Origin of the sequence: Halopelagius longus, assembly GCF_900100875.1 — an archaeon.
GTDB lineage: Archaea > Halobacteriota > Halobacteria > Halobacteriales > Haloferacaceae > Halopelagius > Halopelagius longus.
Window position 1 is genome coordinate 201,216 of record NZ_FNKQ01000002.1, and the last position, 19,747, is coordinate 220,962.

16 protein-coding genes are annotated in these 19,747 nt (G+C 66.8%); 5 read left to right on the forward strand and 11 right to left on the reverse strand.

Going from position 1 to position 19,747, the window contains the following annotated elements; all coding sequences use genetic code 11:
* Nucleotides 1–25: 25 nt before the first annotated feature.
* Nucleotides 26–1,303 (forward strand): FAD-dependent oxidoreductase, encoded by a 1,278-nt coding sequence (locus tag BLS11_RS06840; protein ID WP_092535027.1) that lies wholly within the window; start codon nucleotides 26–28, stop codon nucleotides 1,301–1,303.
* Nucleotides 1,304–1,336: 33 nt separating this feature from the next.
* Here the strand turns inward: BLS11_RS06840 and BLS11_RS06845 are convergent, their stop codons facing one another.
* The 3 genes from BLS11_RS06845 to glpA are packed head-to-tail and all read right to left on the reverse strand — an operon-like array spanning nucleotide 1,337 to nucleotide 5,704.
* Nucleotides 1,337–2,644 carry an anaerobic glycerol-3-phosphate dehydrogenase subunit C gene (locus BLS11_RS06845; protein ID WP_092535030.1) on the reverse strand — a complete coding sequence of 436 codons (1,308 nt, stop codon included), beginning with the start codon at nucleotides 2,642–2,644 and terminating at the stop codon, nucleotides 1,337–1,339.
* The gene (gene glpB / locus BLS11_RS06850; RefSeq protein ID WP_092535033.1) at nucleotides 2,641–3,912 is read right to left on the reverse strand and encodes a glycerol-3-phosphate dehydrogenase subunit GlpB; all 1,272 of its coding nucleotides are present in this window, start codon (nucleotides 3,910–3,912) and stop codon (nucleotides 2,641–2,643) included. Before glpB ends, BLS11_RS06845 begins: the two co-directional genes overlap by 4 nt.
* Nucleotides 3,899–5,704: an anaerobic glycerol-3-phosphate dehydrogenase subunit GlpA gene (glpA, locus tag BLS11_RS06855; RefSeq protein WP_092535036.1), complete on the reverse strand. Its 1,806-nt coding sequence runs from the start codon at nucleotides 5,702–5,704 to the stop codon at nucleotides 3,899–3,901. Before glpA ends, glpB begins: the two co-directional genes overlap by 14 nt.
* Before the next feature lie 356 nt (nucleotides 5,705–6,060).
* Between glpA and BLS11_RS06860 the strand changes: the two genes are divergently transcribed.
* Together BLS11_RS06860 and BLS11_RS06865 are read left to right on the forward strand one after the other, a co-directional pair.
* Complete coding sequence (locus BLS11_RS06860; RefSeq protein WP_092535039.1) at nucleotides 6,061–7,227, forward strand: Cdc6/Cdc18 family protein; 1,167 nt, start codon at nucleotides 6,061–6,063, stop codon at nucleotides 7,225–7,227.
* 120 nt (nucleotides 7,228–7,347) lie between these two features.
* On the forward strand, nucleotides 7,348–8,025 hold the full coding sequence (locus BLS11_RS06865) for a phosphoglycolate phosphatase (protein WP_092535042.1): 678 nt from the start codon (nucleotides 7,348–7,350) through the stop codon (nucleotides 8,023–8,025).
* A 3-nt stretch (nucleotides 8,026–8,028) separates the two neighbouring features.
* Here the strand turns inward: BLS11_RS06865 and cutA are convergent, their stop codons facing one another.
* Both cutA and BLS11_RS06875 read right to left on the reverse strand, forming a co-directional pair.
* Nucleotides 8,029–8,418 (reverse strand): divalent-cation tolerance protein CutA, encoded by a 390-nt coding sequence (gene cutA, locus BLS11_RS06870; RefSeq protein ID WP_092535045.1) that lies wholly within the window; start codon nucleotides 8,416–8,418, stop codon nucleotides 8,029–8,031.
* 45 nt (nucleotides 8,419–8,463) lie between these two features.
* Nucleotides 8,464–8,670, reverse strand: coding sequence for an HEWD family protein (locus BLS11_RS06875; RefSeq protein WP_092535048.1), 207 nt, complete (start codon nucleotides 8,668–8,670; stop codon nucleotides 8,464–8,466).
* Nucleotides 8,671–9,031: 361 nt separating this feature from the next.
* Here BLS11_RS06875 and BLS11_RS19025 point away from each other — a divergent pair, with 361 nt between their 5' ends.
* Nucleotides 9,032–9,184, forward strand: a complete 153-nt coding sequence (locus tag BLS11_RS19025) for a rubrerythrin-like domain-containing protein (RefSeq protein ID WP_245698798.1) — start codon at nucleotides 9,032–9,034, stop codon at nucleotides 9,182–9,184.
* Between the two features lie 50 nt (nucleotides 9,185–9,234).
* Here the strand turns inward: BLS11_RS19025 and BLS11_RS06885 are convergent, their stop codons facing one another.
* Complete coding sequence (locus tag BLS11_RS06885) at nucleotides 9,235–10,269, reverse strand: DUF368 domain-containing protein (RefSeq protein WP_092535054.1); 1,035 nt, start codon at nucleotides 10,267–10,269, stop codon at nucleotides 9,235–9,237.
* A 138-nt stretch (nucleotides 10,270–10,407) separates the two neighbouring features.
* Between BLS11_RS06885 and aglM the strand changes: the two genes are divergently transcribed.
* Nucleotides 10,408–11,700, forward strand: a complete 1,293-nt coding sequence (gene aglM / locus BLS11_RS06890) for a UDP-glucose 6-dehydrogenase AglM (protein ID WP_092535057.1) — start codon at nucleotides 10,408–10,410, stop codon at nucleotides 11,698–11,700.
* Between the two features lie 165 nt (nucleotides 11,701–11,865).
* Here the strand turns inward: aglM and BLS11_RS06895 are convergent, their stop codons facing one another.
* The 5 genes from BLS11_RS06895 to BLS11_RS06915 all read right to left on the reverse strand — a co-directional run bounded on the left by BLS11_RS06895 (nucleotide 11,866) and on the right by BLS11_RS06915 (nucleotide 19,702).
* Entirely contained in the window at nucleotides 11,866–15,051 is a 3,186-nt protein-coding gene (locus tag BLS11_RS06895; protein WP_092535061.1) for an oligosaccharyl transferase, archaeosortase A system-associated, read from the reverse strand.
* Nucleotides 15,052–15,173: 122 nt separating this feature from the next.
* The gene (locus BLS11_RS06900) at nucleotides 15,174–16,229 is read right to left on the reverse strand and encodes an NAD-dependent epimerase/dehydratase family protein (RefSeq protein WP_092535064.1); all 1,056 of its coding nucleotides are present in this window, start codon (nucleotides 16,227–16,229) and stop codon (nucleotides 15,174–15,176) included.
* 112 nt (nucleotides 16,230–16,341) lie between these two features.
* Nucleotides 16,342–17,466, reverse strand: coding sequence for an SDR family NAD(P)-dependent oxidoreductase (locus BLS11_RS06905; RefSeq protein WP_092535067.1), 1,125 nt, complete (start codon nucleotides 17,464–17,466; stop codon nucleotides 16,342–16,344).
* A gap of 115 nt (nucleotides 17,467–17,581) precedes the next feature.
* The gene (locus BLS11_RS06910; protein ID WP_092535070.1) at nucleotides 17,582–18,529 is read right to left on the reverse strand and encodes a UDP-glucuronic acid decarboxylase family protein; all 948 of its coding nucleotides are present in this window, start codon (nucleotides 18,527–18,529) and stop codon (nucleotides 17,582–17,584) included.
* Nucleotides 18,530–18,691: 162 nt separating this feature from the next.
* Nucleotides 18,692–19,702, reverse strand: coding sequence for a sugar phosphate nucleotidyltransferase (locus BLS11_RS06915; protein ID WP_092535073.1), 1,011 nt, complete (start codon nucleotides 19,700–19,702; stop codon nucleotides 18,692–18,694).
* Between the last annotated feature and the right edge of the window lie 45 nt (nucleotides 19,703–19,747).

Consider the following 19,747-nt stretch of genomic DNA (forward strand, 5'->3'; position numbering starts at 1 on the left):
ACCGCGCAGCGCCCAACGTGTTCCAATGGTGAATACGACCGAGGTTCTCGTCGTCGGCGGCGGGGCGACCGGGACGGGCATCGCCCGCGACCTCGCACTCCGCGGTGTCGACGTCACCCTCGCTGAGCGACGCGGACTCGCGGGCGGAACGTCGGGCCGGTCGCACAGCCTACTTCACAGCGGTGCGCGCTACGCCGAGGCCGACCCGGTCGGCGCGGAGGAGTGCATCGAGGAGAACCGGATTCTGCGCCGCATCGCGGGCGAGTGTATCGGCGAGAGCGGCGGCCTGTTCGTCCAACTCGAAGCCGACGACCCGGCGTACTTCGAGGAGAAGTACGAGGCCTGCGAGGAACGGGGCATTCCGGCGGAGGTGATAGACGGCGACGAGGCGCGGCGCCGCGTCCCCGACCTCTCCGAGGACGCGGTTCGCGCGATGGTCGTCCCGGACGGCGTCGTCTACCCCTCCCGTCTCGCCGCCGCCAACGCCGCCGACGCCCGCGACAACGGGGCGACGATACTCACTCACGCCCCCGCGGAGGGGATGACGGTCGAAGGCGGGTGCATCGTCCGCGTCGAACTCGGCGGCGCGGCGGACGTCGAACCCGACTTCGTCGTCAACGCCGCCGGGACGTGGGCGGGTCAAGTCGCCGCGATGGCGGGCGTCGAGTTGGAGATGCGGCCGACGAAGGGCGTGATGATCTCCGTCTACTACGACGGCCTCGACCCCGTGTTGAACCGGTGTCGCCCGCCCGCCGACGGCGACATCATCGTCCCGCACGACACCGAGGTGGTCCTCGGGACGACGAGCGTCGAGGTGGACGACCCCGACGACTTCGAGGAGGAAGAGTGGGAGGTGGAGGCGATGTTCGAGGAGTGCTCGAAGATGCTCCCGCCCGTCGCCGACGCCGAGGTGTCCCGACGGTGGTGGGGGGTACGCCCCCTCTACGCGCCCGACGAGGCGAGTCGCGGCGGCCGCGGCATCTCGCGGGGGTTCTTCGTCGTCGATCACGCCGCGGACCCCGACGACGAAGCCGCGACGGGCCGGTCGGCGTCGCCCGGCGAGAACGTCGAGAACTTCGCCAGCATCGTCGGCGGGAAACTGACGACGTACCGCGTGATGGCCGAGCAGATGTCCGACTTCGTCGCCGACCGACTCGGCGTGGACGAACCGTGCCTCACGGACGAACGCCCCCTGCCGGGGGCCGACGACCCCGAACGACTCGACACGTTCGTGGAGGCGTTCGACGCCCGGTCGCCGAGCGACGAGGACGTTCTCAGCCCGTCGGTGCACGGAGCGGACTGAAGAGAGAACCGCGACGCGCGGGTCCGAGGACGCTCAGACCAGCGCTTCTTCGAGCAGTTGGAGGGGGTGTTTGATGTCGTAGCCGGTGCCGTGCTCCATCTGCATCGAGCAGGTGGGACACTCGGTCATGCCGACGTTCCCCTCGGCGTGTTCCATGTGGTCGAACATCTCCTCGCCTATCTTCATCGACGTCTCGTACTTCTCCTCCTTCCAGCCGTACGTGCCGGAGATGCCGGAACAGGAGTCGCCGACGTCCTCGATGGTGACGCCGTCTAACTCGCGGAACAGTTCGACGGACTGCCGGTTGAGCCCCTGATTCCGGGCGTGGCACGGCGCGTGGTAGGCGAACGCCTGTTCGGAGACGGAAGCGTCCGCGAGTGCGCCCTCGACGTCCTCGTGGATGCGGAGGTACTCCATCGCCTCGTAGGTGTGCGACGAGAGGTCCTGGATGCCGTCGATGTCGAACAGTTCGGGGTACTCCTGCTTGAGCGACAGCGAACAGGAGGTACAGGAGGCGATGATGTCGTACCCCTCGGGGATGAGGCCGGCGAAGTTGTCGACGTTGATGCCCGCCGCGCGCTTCGCGTCGTCGAGCATCCCGTTTGCGAACATGGGCGTGCCCGAACAGCGCTGTTGGGGGACGACGACTTCGTAGCCGAACTCCTCGAAGACGCGGACCATCGCCTTGCCGACTTCCGGCGTGTTGTAGTTCGAGTAACAGCCGTGGAAGTAGGCGACGCGCTTCTCCTCGGAGCGAACCTGCGGGCCGCCGCGTTCCTCCCACCACTCGCGGAACGTCTGCCGGGCGAACTCGGGGAACTCCCGTTCTGCGGTGACGCCGAGCACCTTCTCCATCAGCCACCGCCCGGGACCGAAGTTCATCGCGAAGTTCGCCAGTCGCGGCACCTTCGACGCTAACTCCGCCGACGTGCGGTAGTTCGAGAGGATGCGGTTGCGGATGTACTCCGCGGAGAGTTTGTCCATCTGCTCTTCGACGTACTCCCCGCGGGCGGTGTTGTGCATCTGGCTGAGGGGGACGCCCGAGGGACAGGCGTCGTCACAGCGCATGCAGTTCGAACACGTCATGACGGAGTCGTCGATGTCTGTGTCCTCCTTGCGCTTCAGACGCCACTGCTCGGGGCCTTGGAACTTCGGCCCCGGGAAATCGTCGTCCACCTCCGCCACCGGGCAGGAGGTGTCACACGAGGTGCACTTGTAGCAGTTGTCCGCGCCCGGGCGGAGGTCCATCCCCGTCCCGTCGTCGAACACCTGCACCGGTTCGAAGTCGTCCTGTTCCGTCGTTCCGAAGTCTGCGTCTATTGGTGATTCTGCGTCGCTCATCTACGTACCTCCTCGCCCGCGCGAGTGCCGGCGACGGCCGCCGTCGCGAGGGAGACGCCGCTCGCGGAGTTCTCGCGGGCCACGTTCGCCCCGCCGACGACGCCGCCGGCCGCGCGGAGATTCTCGAACTGCGGTTCGCCTGCCGCCGTCGTGGGTCGCATCTCCTCGTCGGGGACGACGCCGAACCGCGCGAACGCGTGGTCGCCGAACGCCTCCGACTCGGACCACTCGTAGCGGTCCTCCGGGTGCGGCACGCGGAGCCCGAAGATCGGTTCCTCGACCCGTTCGCGGTTCGACCGGACGCCCTTGCCGACGAGTCCGCCCGTCGCGAGGACGAACTCCTCGGCGTGGTAGGGGACGCGCTTGTGCTTCTGGTCGACGTAGACGACCTCGATTCGGCCGTCTTCGGCCTCGTAGTCCACGACGGGGTTGCCCACCGACATGCGGACGCCCGCCTCGTCGAGGGCGTCGAACAGCAGGTCCTCGAGGCTGAGGCCGAGCAGACTCGGCGGGCCCGTCGGCACCTCGAACACCGTCGCGCCGATGCGCTCGGACAGGTCCCGGCGCACCGCCTCGGCGTTGTCGTCGCCGAGCATCGCCGGGAACCCGACGCGCGCCTCGCCGTCGAGTTCATCCGCGACGGCGTCCGCGACGGCGCGGCGCACCTCCGTTCCGTCGTCGAGGCGTTCGTTCTGGTCTAACGCCTGCGCGTACCGCGTCACCTTCGCGTCGGCGCGGAACTCCATCGGGAAGCGGAGCGTCGCGCCCCGAACGTCGAAGGGGACGCCCGACGCCTCGATGTGCTCCGCCGCGAGGGGTGCCTCGAAGTCGGTGAGCGTCTCGAAGCCGACCAGAAGCGCGTCCTCCTCGACGCTGGCGAGGCCCGGCGCGACGGACTCGGGGTAGCGAGCCGTCGGTTTCACCGTCCCGCCGTGGGTCGGCACGAGGGCGTTCGCGTCGGTGTGGCCGCCGCGGTAGGCGTCGCCCACCGCCTCGTCGAAGAGGCGCAGACCCTCGCGGACGGCCTCCTCGCCGACGACGCTGTAGGGGTGGTCGTCGGGCAGTTCGCCCATCGCCGCGAACGGGTCGGCGCGCGGCCCCTCGCCGTCCACGTAGCCGAGCACGTCTATCAGGCCGCTGGCCTGCCGGAGCGTGCTCTTCTTGTGGGAGACGAGTCTGACGCTCGCGCCGGACTCCGCGGCGGCGAGTGCCGCGATGCTCCCGGCGAGTCCGCCGCCGACGACCACCACGTCCTCACGAATCGGCATCGGAACCTCCTCTCTGTCCGCCGTCGAACTCCGTTCGACGTGCTTCCGCGTCGTTCGACGCGGAACCGCCGTCGGTCGCCGCCCTGTCCGCTCCCGTCCCCGCCGCGTCCGAGGCGGCGTCCGGTCCGGCGTCGAACGCGCCGAAATCGACGCTCTCGTCTCGGGTCGCCGGGTCGCCGTCGCGGTTCATCGTCGTCGCGTGGAGCATGTGCTTCAGCATCGCCTGCGACAACTGCTCGCCCCAGAGGGCGTGGCGTTCGCCCTTCCAGCGCTCCTGGTACAGTTCGTCCAGCGAGTCGCGGACGACGAGTTCGTCGTACTGCGGGAACAGTTCGTTCGCCATGCGGTGACAGCACATCGCGCCCTGACAGTTGCCCATCGAGGCGCGGGTGCGGATGCGGACGGCGTTGAGGTCGGTCCCCGAGGAGTCGATGGCGTCCTGCATCTCCGCGCGGGTGACGGCCTCGCAGTCGCAGACGACGGGGTTGGGTCCCTCCCATCCGCCGAGTACCTCGTCGGCGCGCGACCCGAGGCGTTGGGCGCTCCGCCGCCCGATGGGCGACCGGATGCCGAACTCCTCCATGTAGTCCCGCAGGACGGTGAAGTCCTCGGACCCCGGAAGCGGAACTTCCGCGGTGCGGCACTCCGCTTCCACGCCGAGTTTGCCGCAGACGTGGTCGGAAATCTGCTCTGCCATCATGCGGTAGGTGGTGAACTTCCCGCCGACGATGGAGGACATCCCCGGCAGGTCGTCCCTGTCGTCGTGGTCCAACAGGAAGAAATCGCGCGTGATGTCCGTCGAGTCGGTCGTTCCCGTCCCCGGCGGTTCGTACAGGGGGCGGACGCCCCAGAACGACCGGATGGTGCGCGCCTCCGAGAGGATGGGTACCAACTCCGAGAGGGTGTCTATCATCAGGTCGACCTCCCACCCCTCCTCGGGGTAGTCCTCGGGGTCCTCGACTTCCTCGTCGGTCGTCCCGAGGATGCACGTCGTCTCGTGGGGGACGACGATGTCTGCGTCGCCCTTCGGTCGGCACCGGTTGACGACGGTGTCCACCTGCCGGACGTTCATGATGGTCATGACGCCCTTCGAGGGGCGGACTTCCACGTCCACGCCGGCCATGTCGCCGATTTGGCCGGCCCACGCGCCCGTCGCGTTCACGACGTAGTCGGCGCGAATCTCCTCGGTCGTTCCGGGTTGGCCGTGGACGTGCACGCCCTCCCCGGACTGGTGTTCCACTTCGACGCCGACGACTTCGCCGCCCTCGACGAGGACGTCGGTGACTTCGGCGTGCGTCTCGATGCGCGCGCCGTGTTCGACGGCGCTTGCCGCGTTGGCGACGCAGAGGCGGAACGGGTCCACCGCCCCGTCGGGGACGCGGATGGCCCGCTTGATGTCGTCTGCGAGGTACGGTTCCATCTCGCGGGCCTCCTCGGCGGAGAGCACCTCCGCGGGAATCCCGCACTCGCGGCAACCGTCCAGTTTCTTCTGGAAGTACTCGTCGTCGTCCTCCGGTCGCTGGACGAACAGCCCCCCGGTCATCTCGACGCAGTGGCTCGCGATACGGCGCAGGACGCGGTTCTCCTCGATGCACTCCTTCGCTGACGCCTGGTCCGAGACGGCGTACCGACCGCCGCTGTGGAGCAGGCCGTGCATCCGACCCGTCGTCCCGTGGGTCAGGTTCCCCTTCTCGACGAGGGTGACGTCGAGTCCGCGCATCGCTAAGTCCCGCGCGATGCCGCACCCGGTCGAACCCCCGCCGATGACGAGGACGCTCGGCGTTTCGGTCATCTCACTTCCGGATGGTTGGTCGCGCCCTACTTTATTTTACCTCTCGCGCCGACCAATCCGTAAATTATCCGCGAGATTCCGTCTCGGCGACTCGATTTGCGTCTGGGCGGGGTATCGAGCCCGTTTTCTCGCCGCTTAGACGGAGTATAGACGCGCCGCTCGCCTATTCGTAACTGAACGATTGCAATAGTTACGAACGGTCACTCGATTCGAATCGTTCGACGCCGACCGCCGTCGCGCCTTACCGAAGAAAATACCGGTTCGAGGAGTGAACCGCTCGTTTCGGGCGAGACCGCGGGACACCCTCAATTTTTATTCCCGGGAGGTGAACCGGGGGAACGACCGAGGACTCGCGCATGCGATTAGACGAGCGAATCGAACGGCGGAGGCGACGCGAGAGCGGGGCGAACCGGCTGGTTCGGGACATCTCGGCGTTGGACCCGACCGCCCACCCCGACGAACCGACCGGGCGGGGGCCGACGCTCGAACGACTGCTCGACCGCCTCGACCCGGCGTTCGCGGGCGAACTGCCGGACGACACCTACGTGTACGGTCCGAAGGGAGCCGGGAAGTCGGCCCTCGTCACCGCCCTGTTCGACCGCCTCGCCGAAACCGCGCGGAACCGCCCGCGGGTCATCCACACGACCACCCGCGCGTCGTCGCCGCCGGCGGTGGAGTTCGCCTACGTGGACGGGCGGGCCGCGACCAGCGAGTTCGCCCTGCTTCGCGCCGTCCTCGACGCCGTCGTCGAGGAGTCCGTCCCCTCCGGCGGCGTCGGCACCGCCGCGGTGAGAGACCGACTCGGCGACGTACTCGGGCGCGCCCGCCGCGTCGTCGTCGCCGTGGACCACGTGGGCGAACCCGAGACGCTCCCCGTCGAACGCCTCGCCGACGTGTTCGCCCCCGTCTCGGAGTCGCTCTCCTACGTCGCCGTCGGCCGGGCCGCCCCCGAGCGCTCGGACCTCGCGACGGTCGAGGTACCGCCGTACGAGCGACACGCCCTCGCGGACGTACTCACGAGTCGAACGTCGGACGGACTCGCCCGCCACGCCCTCGGCCACGACGCCGTCAGCGACGTGGCGGCGTGGGCCGACGGCGACGCCCACGACGCACTCGCCGCACTCTACGGGGCGGCCGTCGAGGCGGCCGACGCGGCGACGGACAGGATCGAACCCCGCCACGTCGAGGCCGGGATGGCGGGCGTCCCCGCCGACTGCTGTTCGCTCGGGCGCGTCGGGTCGCTCTCGGCCAGTCGCCGCCGCGTCCTCCGCGAACTCGTCGCACTGGAGGGCGACGACCGGGCGTCCGTCACCCGCGCCGCCGCCGCCATCGCCGACTCGCCGACCGTGGAACTCTCTGCGGCCACCGTCAAGCGCCTCCTCTACGAACTGTCGGAACTCGGCGTGGTTCGCCGCGTCGCGGGGGACGCAGAGGGCGACTGCGGCCCCGGCCGACCGCCGAGCAGACCCGAACCGAACTTCCCGATGCGGGTGTTCGAACGACTCGCCGACCCCGAGCGCTGAGGCGGAGACGCCGACGCCGCGGCGACGCCGGTCGTTCCTCTCTGTCCCGACGCCGGTCGCTCCCTCCGCTCCGACGCCCGAGAGCGGAGCATCTTTCCTTGCGGTCCCCGATGCGTCTCCATGGAAACCGCGGTTCCGCCCATCGTGTTGGACATCGACGGGACGTTGACGGACGCCCCGGGACGACTCGACCCGCGCGTGTTCGACGTGCTTCCGACGTGGGACGCGCCAGTCGTCCTCGCGACGGGGAAGGCGTTCCCCTACCCGGTGAGCCTCTGTCACTACATCGGCATCGAACAGACCGTCGTCGCGGAGAACGGCGGCGTCGTCCTCGCCGCGGGCGAGGTGTCGTACAACGCGGACAGGGACGCCGCGCAGGCCGCCGCCGAGGAGTTCGAGGCCCGCGGCGGCGACGTCGGGTGGGGCGAGTTCGACCCCGTCAACAAGTGGCGCGAGACGGAGGTGGCGGTGAACCTCTCGGCCGACGAGGACCTGTTGCGCGAGGTGGCCGCCGAGTACGACCTCGAAGTGCTCGATACGGGCTACGCCTACCACGTCAAGACGCCGGGCATCGAGAAGGGCGACGGCCTGCGCGCGATCTGCGAGACGCTTGACCTCGACCCCGCGGAGTTCGTCGCAATCGGCGACAGCGAGAACGACGCCTCGACGTTCGAAGTCGCCGGGCGGTCCTACGCCGTCGCCAACGCCGACGACGTGGCGAAGGCCGCCGCCGACGAGGTTCTGGAGGAGTCCTACATGGACGGGACGCTCTCGGTGCTCGATTCGCTCCGGGAGTAGTCGTCAGGCGTCCGCGTCGTCCGCGTCGTTCGAGTGGTCTCCGTCGTCCGCATCATCCGAATCGTCCGCGTCGCCGCCGTCTGCGGCCTCGGGTCCGGTCGATTCCTCGACCCACGAGGCGTACGCGGGAAGCGCGTCCACCCGGTCGAACCGTTCGACGCACGGCACGTCGTAAGGGTGGAGTTCCTCGATTCTGTCGCGCAGGGCGGCGTACCCGTCCTCGCTCGTCTTCGCCAGAAGAATCTCCTCGGACTCGTCGTACACCGTCCCCTCCCAGCGATAGACGGACTCACAGTCGAGGCGGTTCACGCAGGCGGCGAGTCGTTCCTCGACGAGGGTTCGCGCGAGTTCCGGCGCGGCGTCGGAGGGTGCCGTGACGAACACTGTCGGCATACCTCCCCTCGTCGCGCCGAGTGCTTCCTCGTTTCGACCGACCTCTCAGGCCTCGGCGGCGTCGGTGTCGTCGCCGAACGGGGCGAACGCGCCGTTTATGTCCCACTCGTGGATGCAGTAGGGGTTCCCGACGCGCGGGGTCCCCTCCTCTCTGACGACGCGCCACGTCTCCTCGCTTCGGTCCCATCGTTCGATTCGCCCGCACCGTTCGCAGGTCCGTTTCGTCGGCGTGCGCAGTTGTCCGTCGGACATTGTCCTTACTCGAAGGGGGAGGCGTGCAACGAGTTAACGTTGACTCCCGCGGCAGCGGTGACCACCGACTCGCCGTCCCCGACTCCCGCGTCGAGGTGCGTACGTGAGGCTCGCGCGAGTCGTCCGACCGTGGGATTCCAGGCGTTCGCCGCCGCCCGCAGCGAGGAGTGACCCCGCGAACCCGTCTCTCTGGACGAATTTCCAGTCGCCGTCCGTCTACCGAGGTAATAAACGAAGATTTTCAAAATATGACAGTAAAATACGAAATGTAGAATACATTCGGACGAGTATTCTAGGTGTTTACACACCTGAGGGGCGTTTCAGGACAATCGTTAATATACTCCGATCGGCACACGATGTCGTGATATACAATAGCACGATAGACCCGTACTCCCCGACGGAAGAATACTACGAGTGTCGCGGGTGCGGAACGCGGTTCACCGACGACTCCGCCGTCGCCTGCGCGAACTGCGGGAGCGACGACGTGCGGAACATCTCCGTCCCGCGAGAGTAACTGCTCGGTCCCGAGCGGTACAGCCTCCTCCGAACGACATCGCGTTTTCGTCAGTCGAGGCCGCCCCCCGCGGCGGCCTCGTCGCGTTCGTCCGCCCCGTGCGGCGGTTCGTCCTCGAAGTCGCCGAGGCCGGCGTAGCGGTCCACGGCGACGACCGCGACGGCACCGACGACGGCGGCGACGACGAACACGCCGACGAGTTCGGCGTTCCACGCCCGGCCCATCTCCGCGAGTTGGCTCCCGGCGCTCTCGACGGGCGCTCTGAGTGCGCCGACGATGAGTGCGACGAGGAACGCCAGCGTCGGCTTTCGGTGGTGTTCGAGCGCCCACCGGACGGCGTGGGCGACGGTGAACAGTCCGACGAACGCGCCGAGGACGAACGCGACGACGATTGCGCCGTTCTCTACGACGGGTGCGAGACTCCCGCCGAGGACGAACCCCAACAGGCCGTTGACGAACTCCTTCAGCGCCCCGGTCATGAACTCGTACTGTCCGAGGAGGATGAGGAGCAACGACCCCGATAGCCCCGGCAGTATCATCGCGCTGACGGCTATCGCACCCGCGACGAACGTCACGAGGGGGCCGGATCCGAGGGCCGTTTCGGCGGTGCCGGAGACGACGAACGCGACGGCGAACCCGGCGACTGCGGCGCCGACGCGTCCGGGCGTGTCGAGCGACAGTTCGCTCAGGAGCACCCACGCCGAGGCGGCGATGAGGCCGAAGAAGAAGCCGAACGTCGGGACGGGAAACTCCGTGATGCCGGTGTGGACGAGTCGGGTCACGGTGACGACGGCGGTCATGATGCCCGCGCCGAGGACGACGAGGAACGGGGCGTCCACCGCACGAAGCGCTTCGACGGCCCGCTTGCGGCGGCCGGGGAGGACGCCGCCGAGTACGTCGCGTATCCGGCCGGGAGAGACGTTCGTCACGGCGTCGATGAGTCGCTCGTAGATGCCGGTCAGGAGGGCGATGGTCCCGCCGGAGACGCCTGGGACGGCGTCGGCGGTTCCCATGCAGAGGCCTTTCAGATAGACCACGAGCCACGCGGTGAGGCCGCCGCGCGACTCGTCGGGGTCGTGGGACATGCGACTCCCTTCGACACCCCTCTACTCCGGTGTTTCGCTTCTCGCACGCGTTCGAACTCGAACGCGTTCTGGGTCGGTCGCTTCGCCGACTGGGAGTAAGGAGAACGTTGAAAACGACTGACGAAGACTACTCGCACAATGGAGATAAGCATCATCGGTAGCGGGTACGTCGGCACGACGATAGCCGCGTGCTTCGCGGAGGTGGGACACGACGTCGTGAACGTCGATATCGACGAGGACATCGTGACGTCGCTGAACGACGGCGAAGCGCCCATCCACGAACCCGGACTCGACGAACTCGTCGAGAAACACGCGGGCGACCGACTGCGGGCGACGACCGACTACGACGCCATCTTAGAGACGGACGCGACGTTCCTCGCGCTTCCGACCCCCTCGGAGGACGACGGCCACATCGACCTCTCCATCATGGAGGCGGGCGCGCGGTCCGTCGGCCGAACGCTCGCCGACAAGGAGGGCTACCACGTCGTCGTCACCAAGAGCACCGTCGTCCCGACGACGACGGAGGAGGTCATCGCGCCCATCCTCGAAGAGGAGTCGGGCCTCGAACTCGGGAGCGACTTCGACGTCGGCATGAACCCCGAGTTCCTCCGCGAGGGGAGCGCCGTCGCCGACTTCCTCGACCCCGACAAGGTCGTCCTCGGCTCTCAGACCGACCGCGCGGCGACGGTCCTCCGGGACGTGTTCGACCCCCTCGTCGAACAGGCGGACTCGCCGCCGGTCATCGAGACTGGCGTCCGAGAGGCGGAGATGATAAAGTACGCCAACAACGCCTTCCTCGCCTCGAAGATATCGCTCGCGAACGACCTCGCGAACATCTGCAAGGAGTACGACATCGACTCCGAGGAGGTGTTAGACGCCGTGGGTCTGGACTCCCGCATCGGGTCGGCGTTCCTCGGCGCGGGCGTCGGGTGGGGCGGCAGTTGCTTCCCGAAGGACGTCGCCGCCATCGTCGCCGCGGCGCGGGACGTGGGCTACGAGGCCAAGATGCTCGAAGCCGCGGTCGAGGTCAACGACAGACAGCCCGTCCGGATGCTCGACATCCTCCGCGACCACGTCGACCCCTCGGGGGCCCGCGTCGCCGTGTTGGGACTGGCGTTCAAACCCGGCACCGACGATGTGCGCAACTCCCGCGCGATTCCGCTCATCGACGCTCTCCTCGACGCGGGCGCGGACGTGGTGGGCTACGACCCCGTGGCGACGGAGAACATGCGCGACCACTTCCCGGACATCGACTACGCCGACTCCGCGGCCGAGGCGTTGGCCGACGCCGACGCCGCACTCGTCGTCACCGACTGGGACGAGTTCGCCGCCTTGGACGACGAGTTCGACGCCATGACCGACGCCGTCGTCGTGGACGGCCGCCGCATCGTCTCCCGTCGCGACGGCATCGTCTACGAGTCGCTGGTCTGACGCCGCGTTCGGAGCGCGCGGCCGCAGTTTCGTCTCCTCTTCTTCTCGCCGGATCGTACGTCGAAGTAGTCGCTACGAGAAGCGTCGATGCCGGAACTGTCGCAGCCGAAATCGAAACCGCCCGAACGGAGAGGAAGAAACCGAGCGTCGGAGTCGAAGCGGCGGTTACGCGGCGCGGGCCGCGGCCGTCTGCGCCGTCACGTCGGCGTCGGACGCCGCGAGCGACGACTGTTCGCTCGACCCGGAGTCGGAGGACCCGCCGTTCGAGTCACCGCCGGAGTCCGAGGAGCCGGAACCGATCTGTAACTGCTGTGCGCTGCGCTGCAGTTCGACGGAGAGGTTACCGTCCTCCGCGCCGTTGACCTGCCCCTCCTCGACGGAGAGGTTCGCGCGCTGGCTGACGACGTAGCCGCTCTCGTTGAGCGACGTGCCCGCGGAGATGGTGTACGAACCGTTCGCGCGGACGCTGACGTTCGTGTAGCCGTTCTCGGGGCCGTACTCGTCGTAGCCCGTCGTGGCGTACGGCAGCGTCATGGTGAACTCGCCGTTCTCGTCGGCCTGCGCTTGCTGCGTGTAGGTGAACGTGGAGTTCGTCGCCGGCACGTTCATCTCGACGCTCGCGGTGACGGTGGAGTTGGCCGGTGCGCCGCTTCCCTGCACCGTCGCGCCGGGCACGCGCTCGAAGGACTTCACCCACGCCGGGTTACTGGGGAGCGTGGCCTGCGGGTTGACTCCCGCCATCTGACCGTCGCTGTACATCTGCCGGAGGAAGTCGTTCGACTGCGTCGCCGAGGAGTTCGACACCTTCACGAGGCGGTAATGCTCCAGCGCGGGGACGCGCTCGGAGGGGTACGACCCGATGCCGCCTATCTGCGAGGTGCCGTCCTGTTGGACGTACTGCCGCGCGGCGCTCATGTTGTCGAACGTCTTGACGGTGGTCTCGTTCCCTTGCGGGACCGCCTTCACCGTCGTCTGGCCGGAGCCGGTACTGACGCTCTGGGGCTCCCAGTCCACGACGACCGGACTCGGCTCGTGGGCGCTCCCGTGGTAGAGGTAGAGGCGCGTCATCAGGCTCTCGTAGTAGCGCTGGTGACGGACGAGGTAGTTACCCTGATACTGGCCCTCCTGATTGAACCGGTATATCGGCTCGTAGAACTGGTTCTGCGAGATGTTGCCCGCGTCGTAGAACACCGTCGGCGCGCCGAACTTCGAGCCCGGGGTCGCCATCTTCCAGTCGACCATCACGTACCGGGTCTGGTTGCCCTCGGTGCTCTGGGAGGCGAGGACGTTCTGCGCCTGCGTCTCGTTGGGTGCGAGCAGGAAGTTCGCCGCGTCGGTCGCGCCCTGCTGGAACGGGTTGGCGTTCGGGATTCGCTCGCCTTCGACGGTGATGAAGTGACCGTAGTCCCACCACGACATCACGCCGTAAGCGCCGTCGCCGTACTGGTAGTCGTCGGTCTTCTCGTACTTTCCGTAGTACTCCATCGCGCCCGACGACCCGCCGAACTCTCCCTCGGCGGGCGTGTTGCTCTTCATCCACTCGAGGTTGCCCTCCCACTGGACGATTTCGCCGGGACTGCTACCTTGGCTCGCCTGCCACGCCGTGTTCGTCTTGTCGGCGGCGGGGTTGCCGGTGTTCCGCACGTCGAGTGGGACGACGAGAACCGGCGCGGCGACGAGGAGGAGGACCGCCCCGATGGCCGCTATCTGGTACGTCTCGAGGTCGGTGGCTTTCGTGGTCGCCGCCCTCACGTTCAGCAACCGGAGCACCTCCACGAGGAAGTACGCGTTCAGCACCACGACGACGACGGCGAGGTAGTAGTTGAAGCGAACCTGCGTGAACGCCGCCGACGTGATGAACGCCGCCCAGACGACGACGAGCAACCGTTCGGGGTCGCGGTAGGTGAGAAGCGCGGCGCCGACGATGATGGCGCTGACGATTCCGAGCGAGACGAGTTGGCCGTCGAGACCGACGACGTTCCCGATTCCGATCGGAATCGCCGGCACGAGAAAGAGGAGACCGACGACGGCGAGACCGCCGACGACGTAGCCGATATCGCGGCTCTCTCGGCTCTTCACGAGCGGTTTCGCGAGCATCCACACGACCGCCGCGACGGCGGTGAAGAACGTGAAGCCGTAGTCGGAGACGATCCGATTGACGGCCGTCAGTTGGAGCTGATTGAGCGTACTCTGTGCGAGGTACGGTTGGGCCTCGCCGATGGTTCGAGTCGTGGCGTTCGCGCCGAACCCGAGCGTGTTCAGGAAGTTGTAGACCAGAATGCCCCACACTCTCGGAAGGACGAGGGCGACGACGCCGAGGGAGACGACGATCAGTCCGAACACCGCGACGGGGTAGCCGTTCGCGTCGATGTCACGCGCCTCCCACTCGCGGGCGAGCCACGCGAGGAAGGCCGCCCCCGCGGCGACGGCGAACGAGAATCCCGGTTGAATGAGGGAGAACTGCGTCGACGAGAATCCGAACTCGTCTATCTGGATCAGCATCAACACGCCGGTGACGCTCATCGACACCGCGGCGACGAACGCCGTCGCCTCGGGCGAACGGCCGTTGACGACGTCGCTCGACATCTTCAGGACGACGAACGTGCCCACGATGGCGACGAGGAGAACCCCCGGCGGCCAGACCCACATGTACAGCGCGGTTGCGACGCCCGCGAGAGCCGACCACACGAGGGGCGACCGGATGGCGTCTACGTCGCGGTCGGCGACGAGTTCCCAGACGGGCATCTCGCGCTCGGCGACGCCCAAGGCGACCATCAACGCGGCGACGGCCATCGACATGAAGAACGGCTCGGCGGCGTTGTGGTCCGCGAACCCGACGAGGGTGCGCTGGAGGAACGTTCCCGGCATCAGACCGAGGAGGAGAGCGCCGAACAGCGCCGGTCCGCGACCGGCGAGGCGCTTCCCGATGAGGTACGCCGGAATCGCCGCGAGCGCGCCGAAGACGGCCGGTGCGACGAGGAGTACCTTCCCGACGAGCGCCTCGCTCGGGCTTCCGAGCCCGACTATCAAGGCGGCCGTCGCGATAATCTGGTCGTACAGCGTCCCGAACTGGCCGACACTCGTCCCGTAGGGGAAGTTCGTCCACGGGTCGAACGGCATCGTGAACGGCCAGTTCCTGACGGTGTAGCTCACCTCTCGGAGGTGATACCATGCGTCGTTTCCGGAGAAGAACACTTCTCCGTCTCGTATGAATCTACCGTACGACTGGAGTCGGATGGCCAGCATCGCGGCCATCACCACGAGGAGGGCGGGGACGTGGTACCAGTCTGCGAAGCGTTCGAGGACCGACGGTGATTCGTAGTCCTCGCGACGCTCGTTGTCTACGCTCATCGCTTGGACGGAGTGCGAAACTGCGCATAAGCCTTATGATGCCCGCTCGGGGGAATTTCGGGACGAGCGTGAACTACCCCTGAGACGGCCTTCAACCCCTAAGCGGGACGTTACGCGGTCACCTAACGGTTCTGATACCACTCGACGAACCGCTCGACGCCGTCCTCGAAGCTGACCTCCGGTTCCCACTCTAACTCTTCGCGGGCGCGGGAGATGTCCGAGACGTACACCTTCTGGTCGCCCTCTCGCCACTCGTCGAAGGAGATGTCGGTGCGCTTTCCGGTCTTCTCCTCGAGGAGGTCGAGGAACTCGAGGAGGCTCGTCGTGTTCTCCGCGCCGCCGCCGACGTTGTACACCGCCGGCTTCCCCTCGGGGTCCGAGAGGAACGCGTCGTACGCGCGGATGAGGTCTTTGACGTACAGCACGTCGCGGACCTGCTTTCCGTCGCCGAAGATGGTCAGCGGTTCGTCGTTGAGCGTGCTTATCGCGAAGTGAGCGACCCACCCTTGGTCTTCGTTTCCGAACTGGCGGGTGCCGTAGATACAGCTCATCCGGAACGCGGCGGCCTGCACCGCGTTTCGCTCGGCGTAGTCCTGTACGTAGAGGTCGGCTGCGAGTTTCGAGACGCCGTAGGGCGTGTGTTCGCACCCGTCGATGGAGAGCGATTCCGGGACTCCCTGCTCGAACTCCTCGTCGTCGTACCAGTAGCGGTCGCCCTCCTCTCGGACGGGGATGTCGTTGACGTTGTTGCCGTACACCTTGTTCGTCGACGCGAGGACCACCGCGGGGTCGCTGTCGGCGTTTCGCGCCGCTTCGAGCACGTTGAAACTGCCCTCGGCGTTGACCTCGAAGTCGTTCCGGGGGTCGGTGAGCGACGCCGTGACCGCGACCTGTCCGGCGGTGTGGACGACGGCGTCGTGCCCTTCGACGATCTCCGCGAGCGTCTCGTAGTCGCGGATGTCCGCCTCGACGAGTTCGACTTCGGGGTAGTTCTCCTCGATGTAGTTCCAGTTGTACGCCGCCGTGTTACGGCTCTCGTCGGCCGTCTCGAGCGTCTCGATTCTGCTGAGGTTGTCGAGCGCGGTCACCTCGGCGTCGCGGTTCGCGTAGTATTCGACTGCGTGGCTCCCGACGAACCCCGCACCGCCGGTAACGAGCACACGGTCTGGTCCTTCCATGACCGGAGGTTCAAAGCAGAGTGTTAAGTCGTTTTCTTCTCGGCGAAGTCGTCGAACGGTCTCGGCGGAAAAGCGTCCGCGGACGGATTTCGGGGAGAGACGCGGCGACCGGTCAGTCCTCGCCGACCAGACCCTTCTCTTCGAGTTCGGCGTGCGCCTCCTCGAACCGGTCTTCGGCCTCGGCGTCGCGGCCCCACTCGACCAGTTCGCGCATCCCGTCCTCGAAGTCGACTTCCGGTTCGAAGCCGAGTTCCTCGGCCGCGAGGTCGTTGTCGGCGTAGCAGTGGCGGATGTCGCCCTGACGGAAGTCGTTCGCGATTTCCGGTTCGAGCGCGTCCTCCTTACCGTACAGTTCGATGAGCGTCTGCGCTATCTCGCGGATGCTCACCGGCGACCCGGTACCGATGTTGACCGCCACGTCGTCGGCCTCGGACTCCATCGCGAGGCGGTTCGCGCGGGCGACGTCGCTCACGTGGATGAAGTCGCGGGTCTGCTCGCCGTCCTCGAAGATGAGCGGCGGATTGTCGTTCTTGATGCGGCTGGAGAAGATGGCGCAGACGCCCGTGTACGGGTTGTTGAGCGACTGCCGGCTCCCGTAGATGTTGAAGTAGCGGAGCGCGACGGCGGGGATATCGTAGGCGCGGCAGACCGACAGCGTCAGTTCCTCTTGGTCCTTCTTCGAGATGGCGTAGACGCTCGTGCTCTCGCGGGGCTTGGACTCGGGCGTCGGAATCGGCTCCAGTTCCGCCCCGCACTCCGAGCAGAGATGCTCCCACTGGCCGTCTTTCATCTGCTCCTCGCCGCGCAGGGGCGGGTGTCGCACCTCGTCCTCCTCGGGGCACCGGTACGCGCCCTCGCCGTAGGAGGACATCGAGGACGCCACGACCACCTTCTCGAGGTCTATCTCCTCGTTGACGATGATATCGAGGATGCGAGCGGTCGCCAGCGTGTTCACTTCGACGTACTTCTCTATCTCGTACATCGACTGCCCCACGCCGACGGCGCTGGCTTGGTGGTTGAGAACGTCCGCCTCCTCCAGCAGTTCCGTCATCAACTCTCTGTCGCGGACGTCGCCCCACACGTAGTCGGCCTCTTCGTTCAGGTAGTCGGGCTCGCTGTCGTGGACCTGTTCGGTCAGGTTGTCGACGACCGTCACGTCGTACCCCTCGTCTATCAGTTCGTCCACGATGTGGCTTCCGATGAAACCTGCACCGCCGGTGACAAGCACGTGGGTCATGACCTAACCTGCAAGACCGCCCGACAAAAATGCACCTCTTCGGTCCATCACGCCGGCGGCCGAGGCGGGATTCCTCCACCGCCCCGGAACGACCGCGTGGGCGAAGATTCGGCCCTTACGCTCGGTTGGCGACGTGAAACTGTTCGATGGTCCGGTCGAGGCCCTCTTCGAGGGGCACCTCGGGTTCCCACCCGAGCAGGCGCCTCGCCTTCGAGATGTCGGGGCATCGAACCTCCGGGTCGTCTTTGGGCAACGGCAGGTAGGTGATCTCCGAGTCGGTGTCCACGGCGTCGAGGACGATTTCCGCCAGCCGTTCGATGGTGATCTCGTGGGTGTTTCCGACGTTGACGACTTCGCCGGAGACGTCCGACGCGGGCGCTTCGGCGAGCTTCCGGATGCCGCCGATGAGGTCGGTCACGTAGCAGAAGCTCCGCGTCTGGCTCCCGTCGCCGTAGACGGTTATGTCGTCGCCGGAGAGCGCCTGCGAGAGGAAGTTCGGGATGACCCGTCCGTCGTCGTGTCGCATCCGGGGACCGTACGTGTTGAATATCCTCACGGTCCGGATGTCCATGTCGTACGATTGGTCGTAGGCGATAGAGAGCGCCTCGGAGAAGCGCTTCGACTCGTCGTACGGTGCGCGCGGGCCGCGGATGTTCACGTTCCCGTTGTAGCTCTCCTTCTGCGGATGTTCCTCGGGGTTGCCGTACACCTCGCTCGTCGAGGCGATGACGGTCTTTGCGTCGTATCTCCGGGCGCATTCAAGCGCGTTCTTCGTCCCTTGGCTGTTCGTGAGCGCGATTTCGACGGCGTGAGACTCGAAGTCGCGCGGACTCGCTCGCGACGCCATGTGGTACACCGTATCGACGCCGTCGAACTCGGGGAACGGGTCTCGAACGTCGTGTTCGCGGAGGTCGAGGTTCTCGTCTTCGAGGTGGCTCAGGTTCTCCGGTCGCCCGCTTCCGTAGTTGTCGAGGACGGTGACGCGGTATCCGCTCTCGAGGAGATCGTCGACGAGGTGACTTCCTAAGAATCCCGCTCCACCCGTCACTACTGCGTGCTTCATACTAACGGGGTCGCACGCTCCGGCGTTTCGTTCTATCGGTATCGCTCGGCGCGGTCGGAGGTGACGCTCCGGCCGACCGGAGGACGGACCCGTTCGCGCGTGCTTCGCGTCTTCACAGAAAATCCCGAACTGCGCACGGCGAACGTACTCGGAAAGCGCAGGTTAGAGGTGGATGCTGCTGTTGTCGCCGACGTTGAGGTGGTTCGCTTCGCCGTGAACTTCGGTGTTGCTCCCGACGATGCTCTCCTCGATGTTGACGCCGTCGAGGACGGCCTTCTGACCGACGATGCTGTCGTCGACGATGCTCTTCGATATCTTCGCCCCGTCGTCGACGCTGACGTACGGTCCGACGACGCTCTCTTCGATCTCGATATCGTTCCCGAGGTCCACCGGCGGGATGATGACGGCGCTGTCGATGCTCTCGGGGTCTGCCGTCTCCGTCCGCGAGAGGAGGACGCGGTTCGCTTCCAACAGCGTGTCCGGGCGGCCGCAGTCGTACCAGTCTTCGACCTCGAACGGGTAGAGCGTCCGTCCCTGTTCTATCATCCGCTGGAGGGCGTCGGTCAGTTGGTACTCGTCGCCCGCGCCCCGGACGTCGTTCTCGACGAGGTAGTCCAACGCGTCGAAGAGGGCGTCGGAGTTTTCGATGATGTACACGCCGCTTATGGCGTACTCGGAGGGCGGGTCCGACGGCTTCTCGACGAGTCGGGTGACCTCGCCGCCGTTCCGCGTCTCGACCACGCCGTAGTGTTGCGGTTCGTCGACGCGTTTGACGCCGATGCTCCCGTCCGTGGCCGGCAGTTCGTCGTGGTCCGAGAGGAAGTGGTCGAACCCGTTTTCGAACAGCATGTCGCCGAGAGCGATGAGGAGTTCGTCGCCGCGAGCCACCGACTCCGTCTGGTAGATGCTGTGACCGAGGCCCTCGGCGTTCTCCTGTTCGACGAACTCGAACTCGAAGCGGTCGCCGTACGCTCGGTTCACGTACTCGATAATCTGCTCTTTCATCGGGCCGCCGACGACGATGACCACCTCGTCGATTCGCGTCTCTCCGATGCTGTCGAGGATGTGTCCGAGTATCGGCTTTCCGGCGAGGCGTACCATCGCCTTCGGCTTCGTGTGCGTCTGCGGGTAGAGGCGAGTCCCCTGTCCTGCGGCGGGGATGATGGCCTTCATGGACGAGTGGTCCCCTCGTCGGTTGAAAAAGCCTCCGCATGTCGA

Excerpts from the sequence above, each read along its gene's own strand:
- BLS11_RS06840 (WP_092535027.1), top strand. The coding sequence starts at position 26 with ATGGTGAATACGACCGAGGTTCTCGTCGTCGGCGGCGGGGCGACCGGG.
- BLS11_RS06845 (WP_092535030.1), bottom strand. The coding sequence starts at position 2,644 with ATGAGCGACGCAGAATCACCAATAGACGCAGACTTCGGAACGACGGAA.
- glpB (WP_092535033.1), bottom strand. The coding sequence starts at position 3,912 with ATGCCGATTCGTGAGGACGTGGTGGTCGTCGGCGGCGGACTCGCCGGG.
- glpA (WP_092535036.1), bottom strand. The coding sequence starts at position 5,704 with ATGACCGAAACGCCGAGCGTCCTCGTCATCGGCGGGGGTTCGACCGGG.
- BLS11_RS06860 (WP_092535039.1), top strand. The coding sequence starts at position 6,061 with ATGCGATTAGACGAGCGAATCGAACGGCGGAGGCGACGCGAGAGCGGG.
- BLS11_RS06865 (WP_092535042.1), top strand. The coding sequence starts at position 7,348 with ATGGAAACCGCGGTTCCGCCCATCGTGTTGGACATCGACGGGACGTTG.
- cutA (WP_092535045.1), bottom strand. The coding sequence starts at position 8,418 with ATGCCGACAGTGTTCGTCACGGCACCCTCCGACGCCGCGCCGGAACTC.
- BLS11_RS06875 (WP_092535048.1), bottom strand. The coding sequence starts at position 8,670 with ATGTCCGACGGACAACTGCGCACGCCGACGAAACGGACCTGCGAACGG.
- BLS11_RS06885 (WP_092535054.1), bottom strand. The coding sequence starts at position 10,269 with ATGTCCCACGACCCCGACGAGTCGCGCGGCGGCCTCACCGCGTGGCTC.
- aglM (WP_092535057.1), top strand. The coding sequence starts at position 10,408 with ATGGAGATAAGCATCATCGGTAGCGGGTACGTCGGCACGACGATAGCC.
- BLS11_RS06895 (WP_092535061.1), bottom strand. The coding sequence starts at position 15,051 with ATGAGCGTAGACAACGAGCGTCGCGAGGACTACGAATCACCGTCGGTC.
- BLS11_RS06900 (WP_092535064.1), bottom strand. The coding sequence starts at position 16,229 with ATGGAAGGACCAGACCGTGTGCTCGTTACCGGCGGTGCGGGGTTCGTC.
- BLS11_RS06905 (WP_092535067.1), bottom strand. The coding sequence starts at position 17,466 with ATGACCCACGTGCTTGTCACCGGCGGTGCAGGTTTCATCGGAAGCCAC.
- BLS11_RS06910 (WP_092535070.1), bottom strand. The coding sequence starts at position 18,529 with ATGAAGCACGCAGTAGTGACGGGTGGAGCGGGATTCTTAGGAAGTCAC.
- BLS11_RS06915 (WP_092535073.1), bottom strand. The coding sequence starts at position 19,702 with ATGAAGGCCATCATCCCCGCCGCAGGACAGGGGACTCGCCTCTACCCG.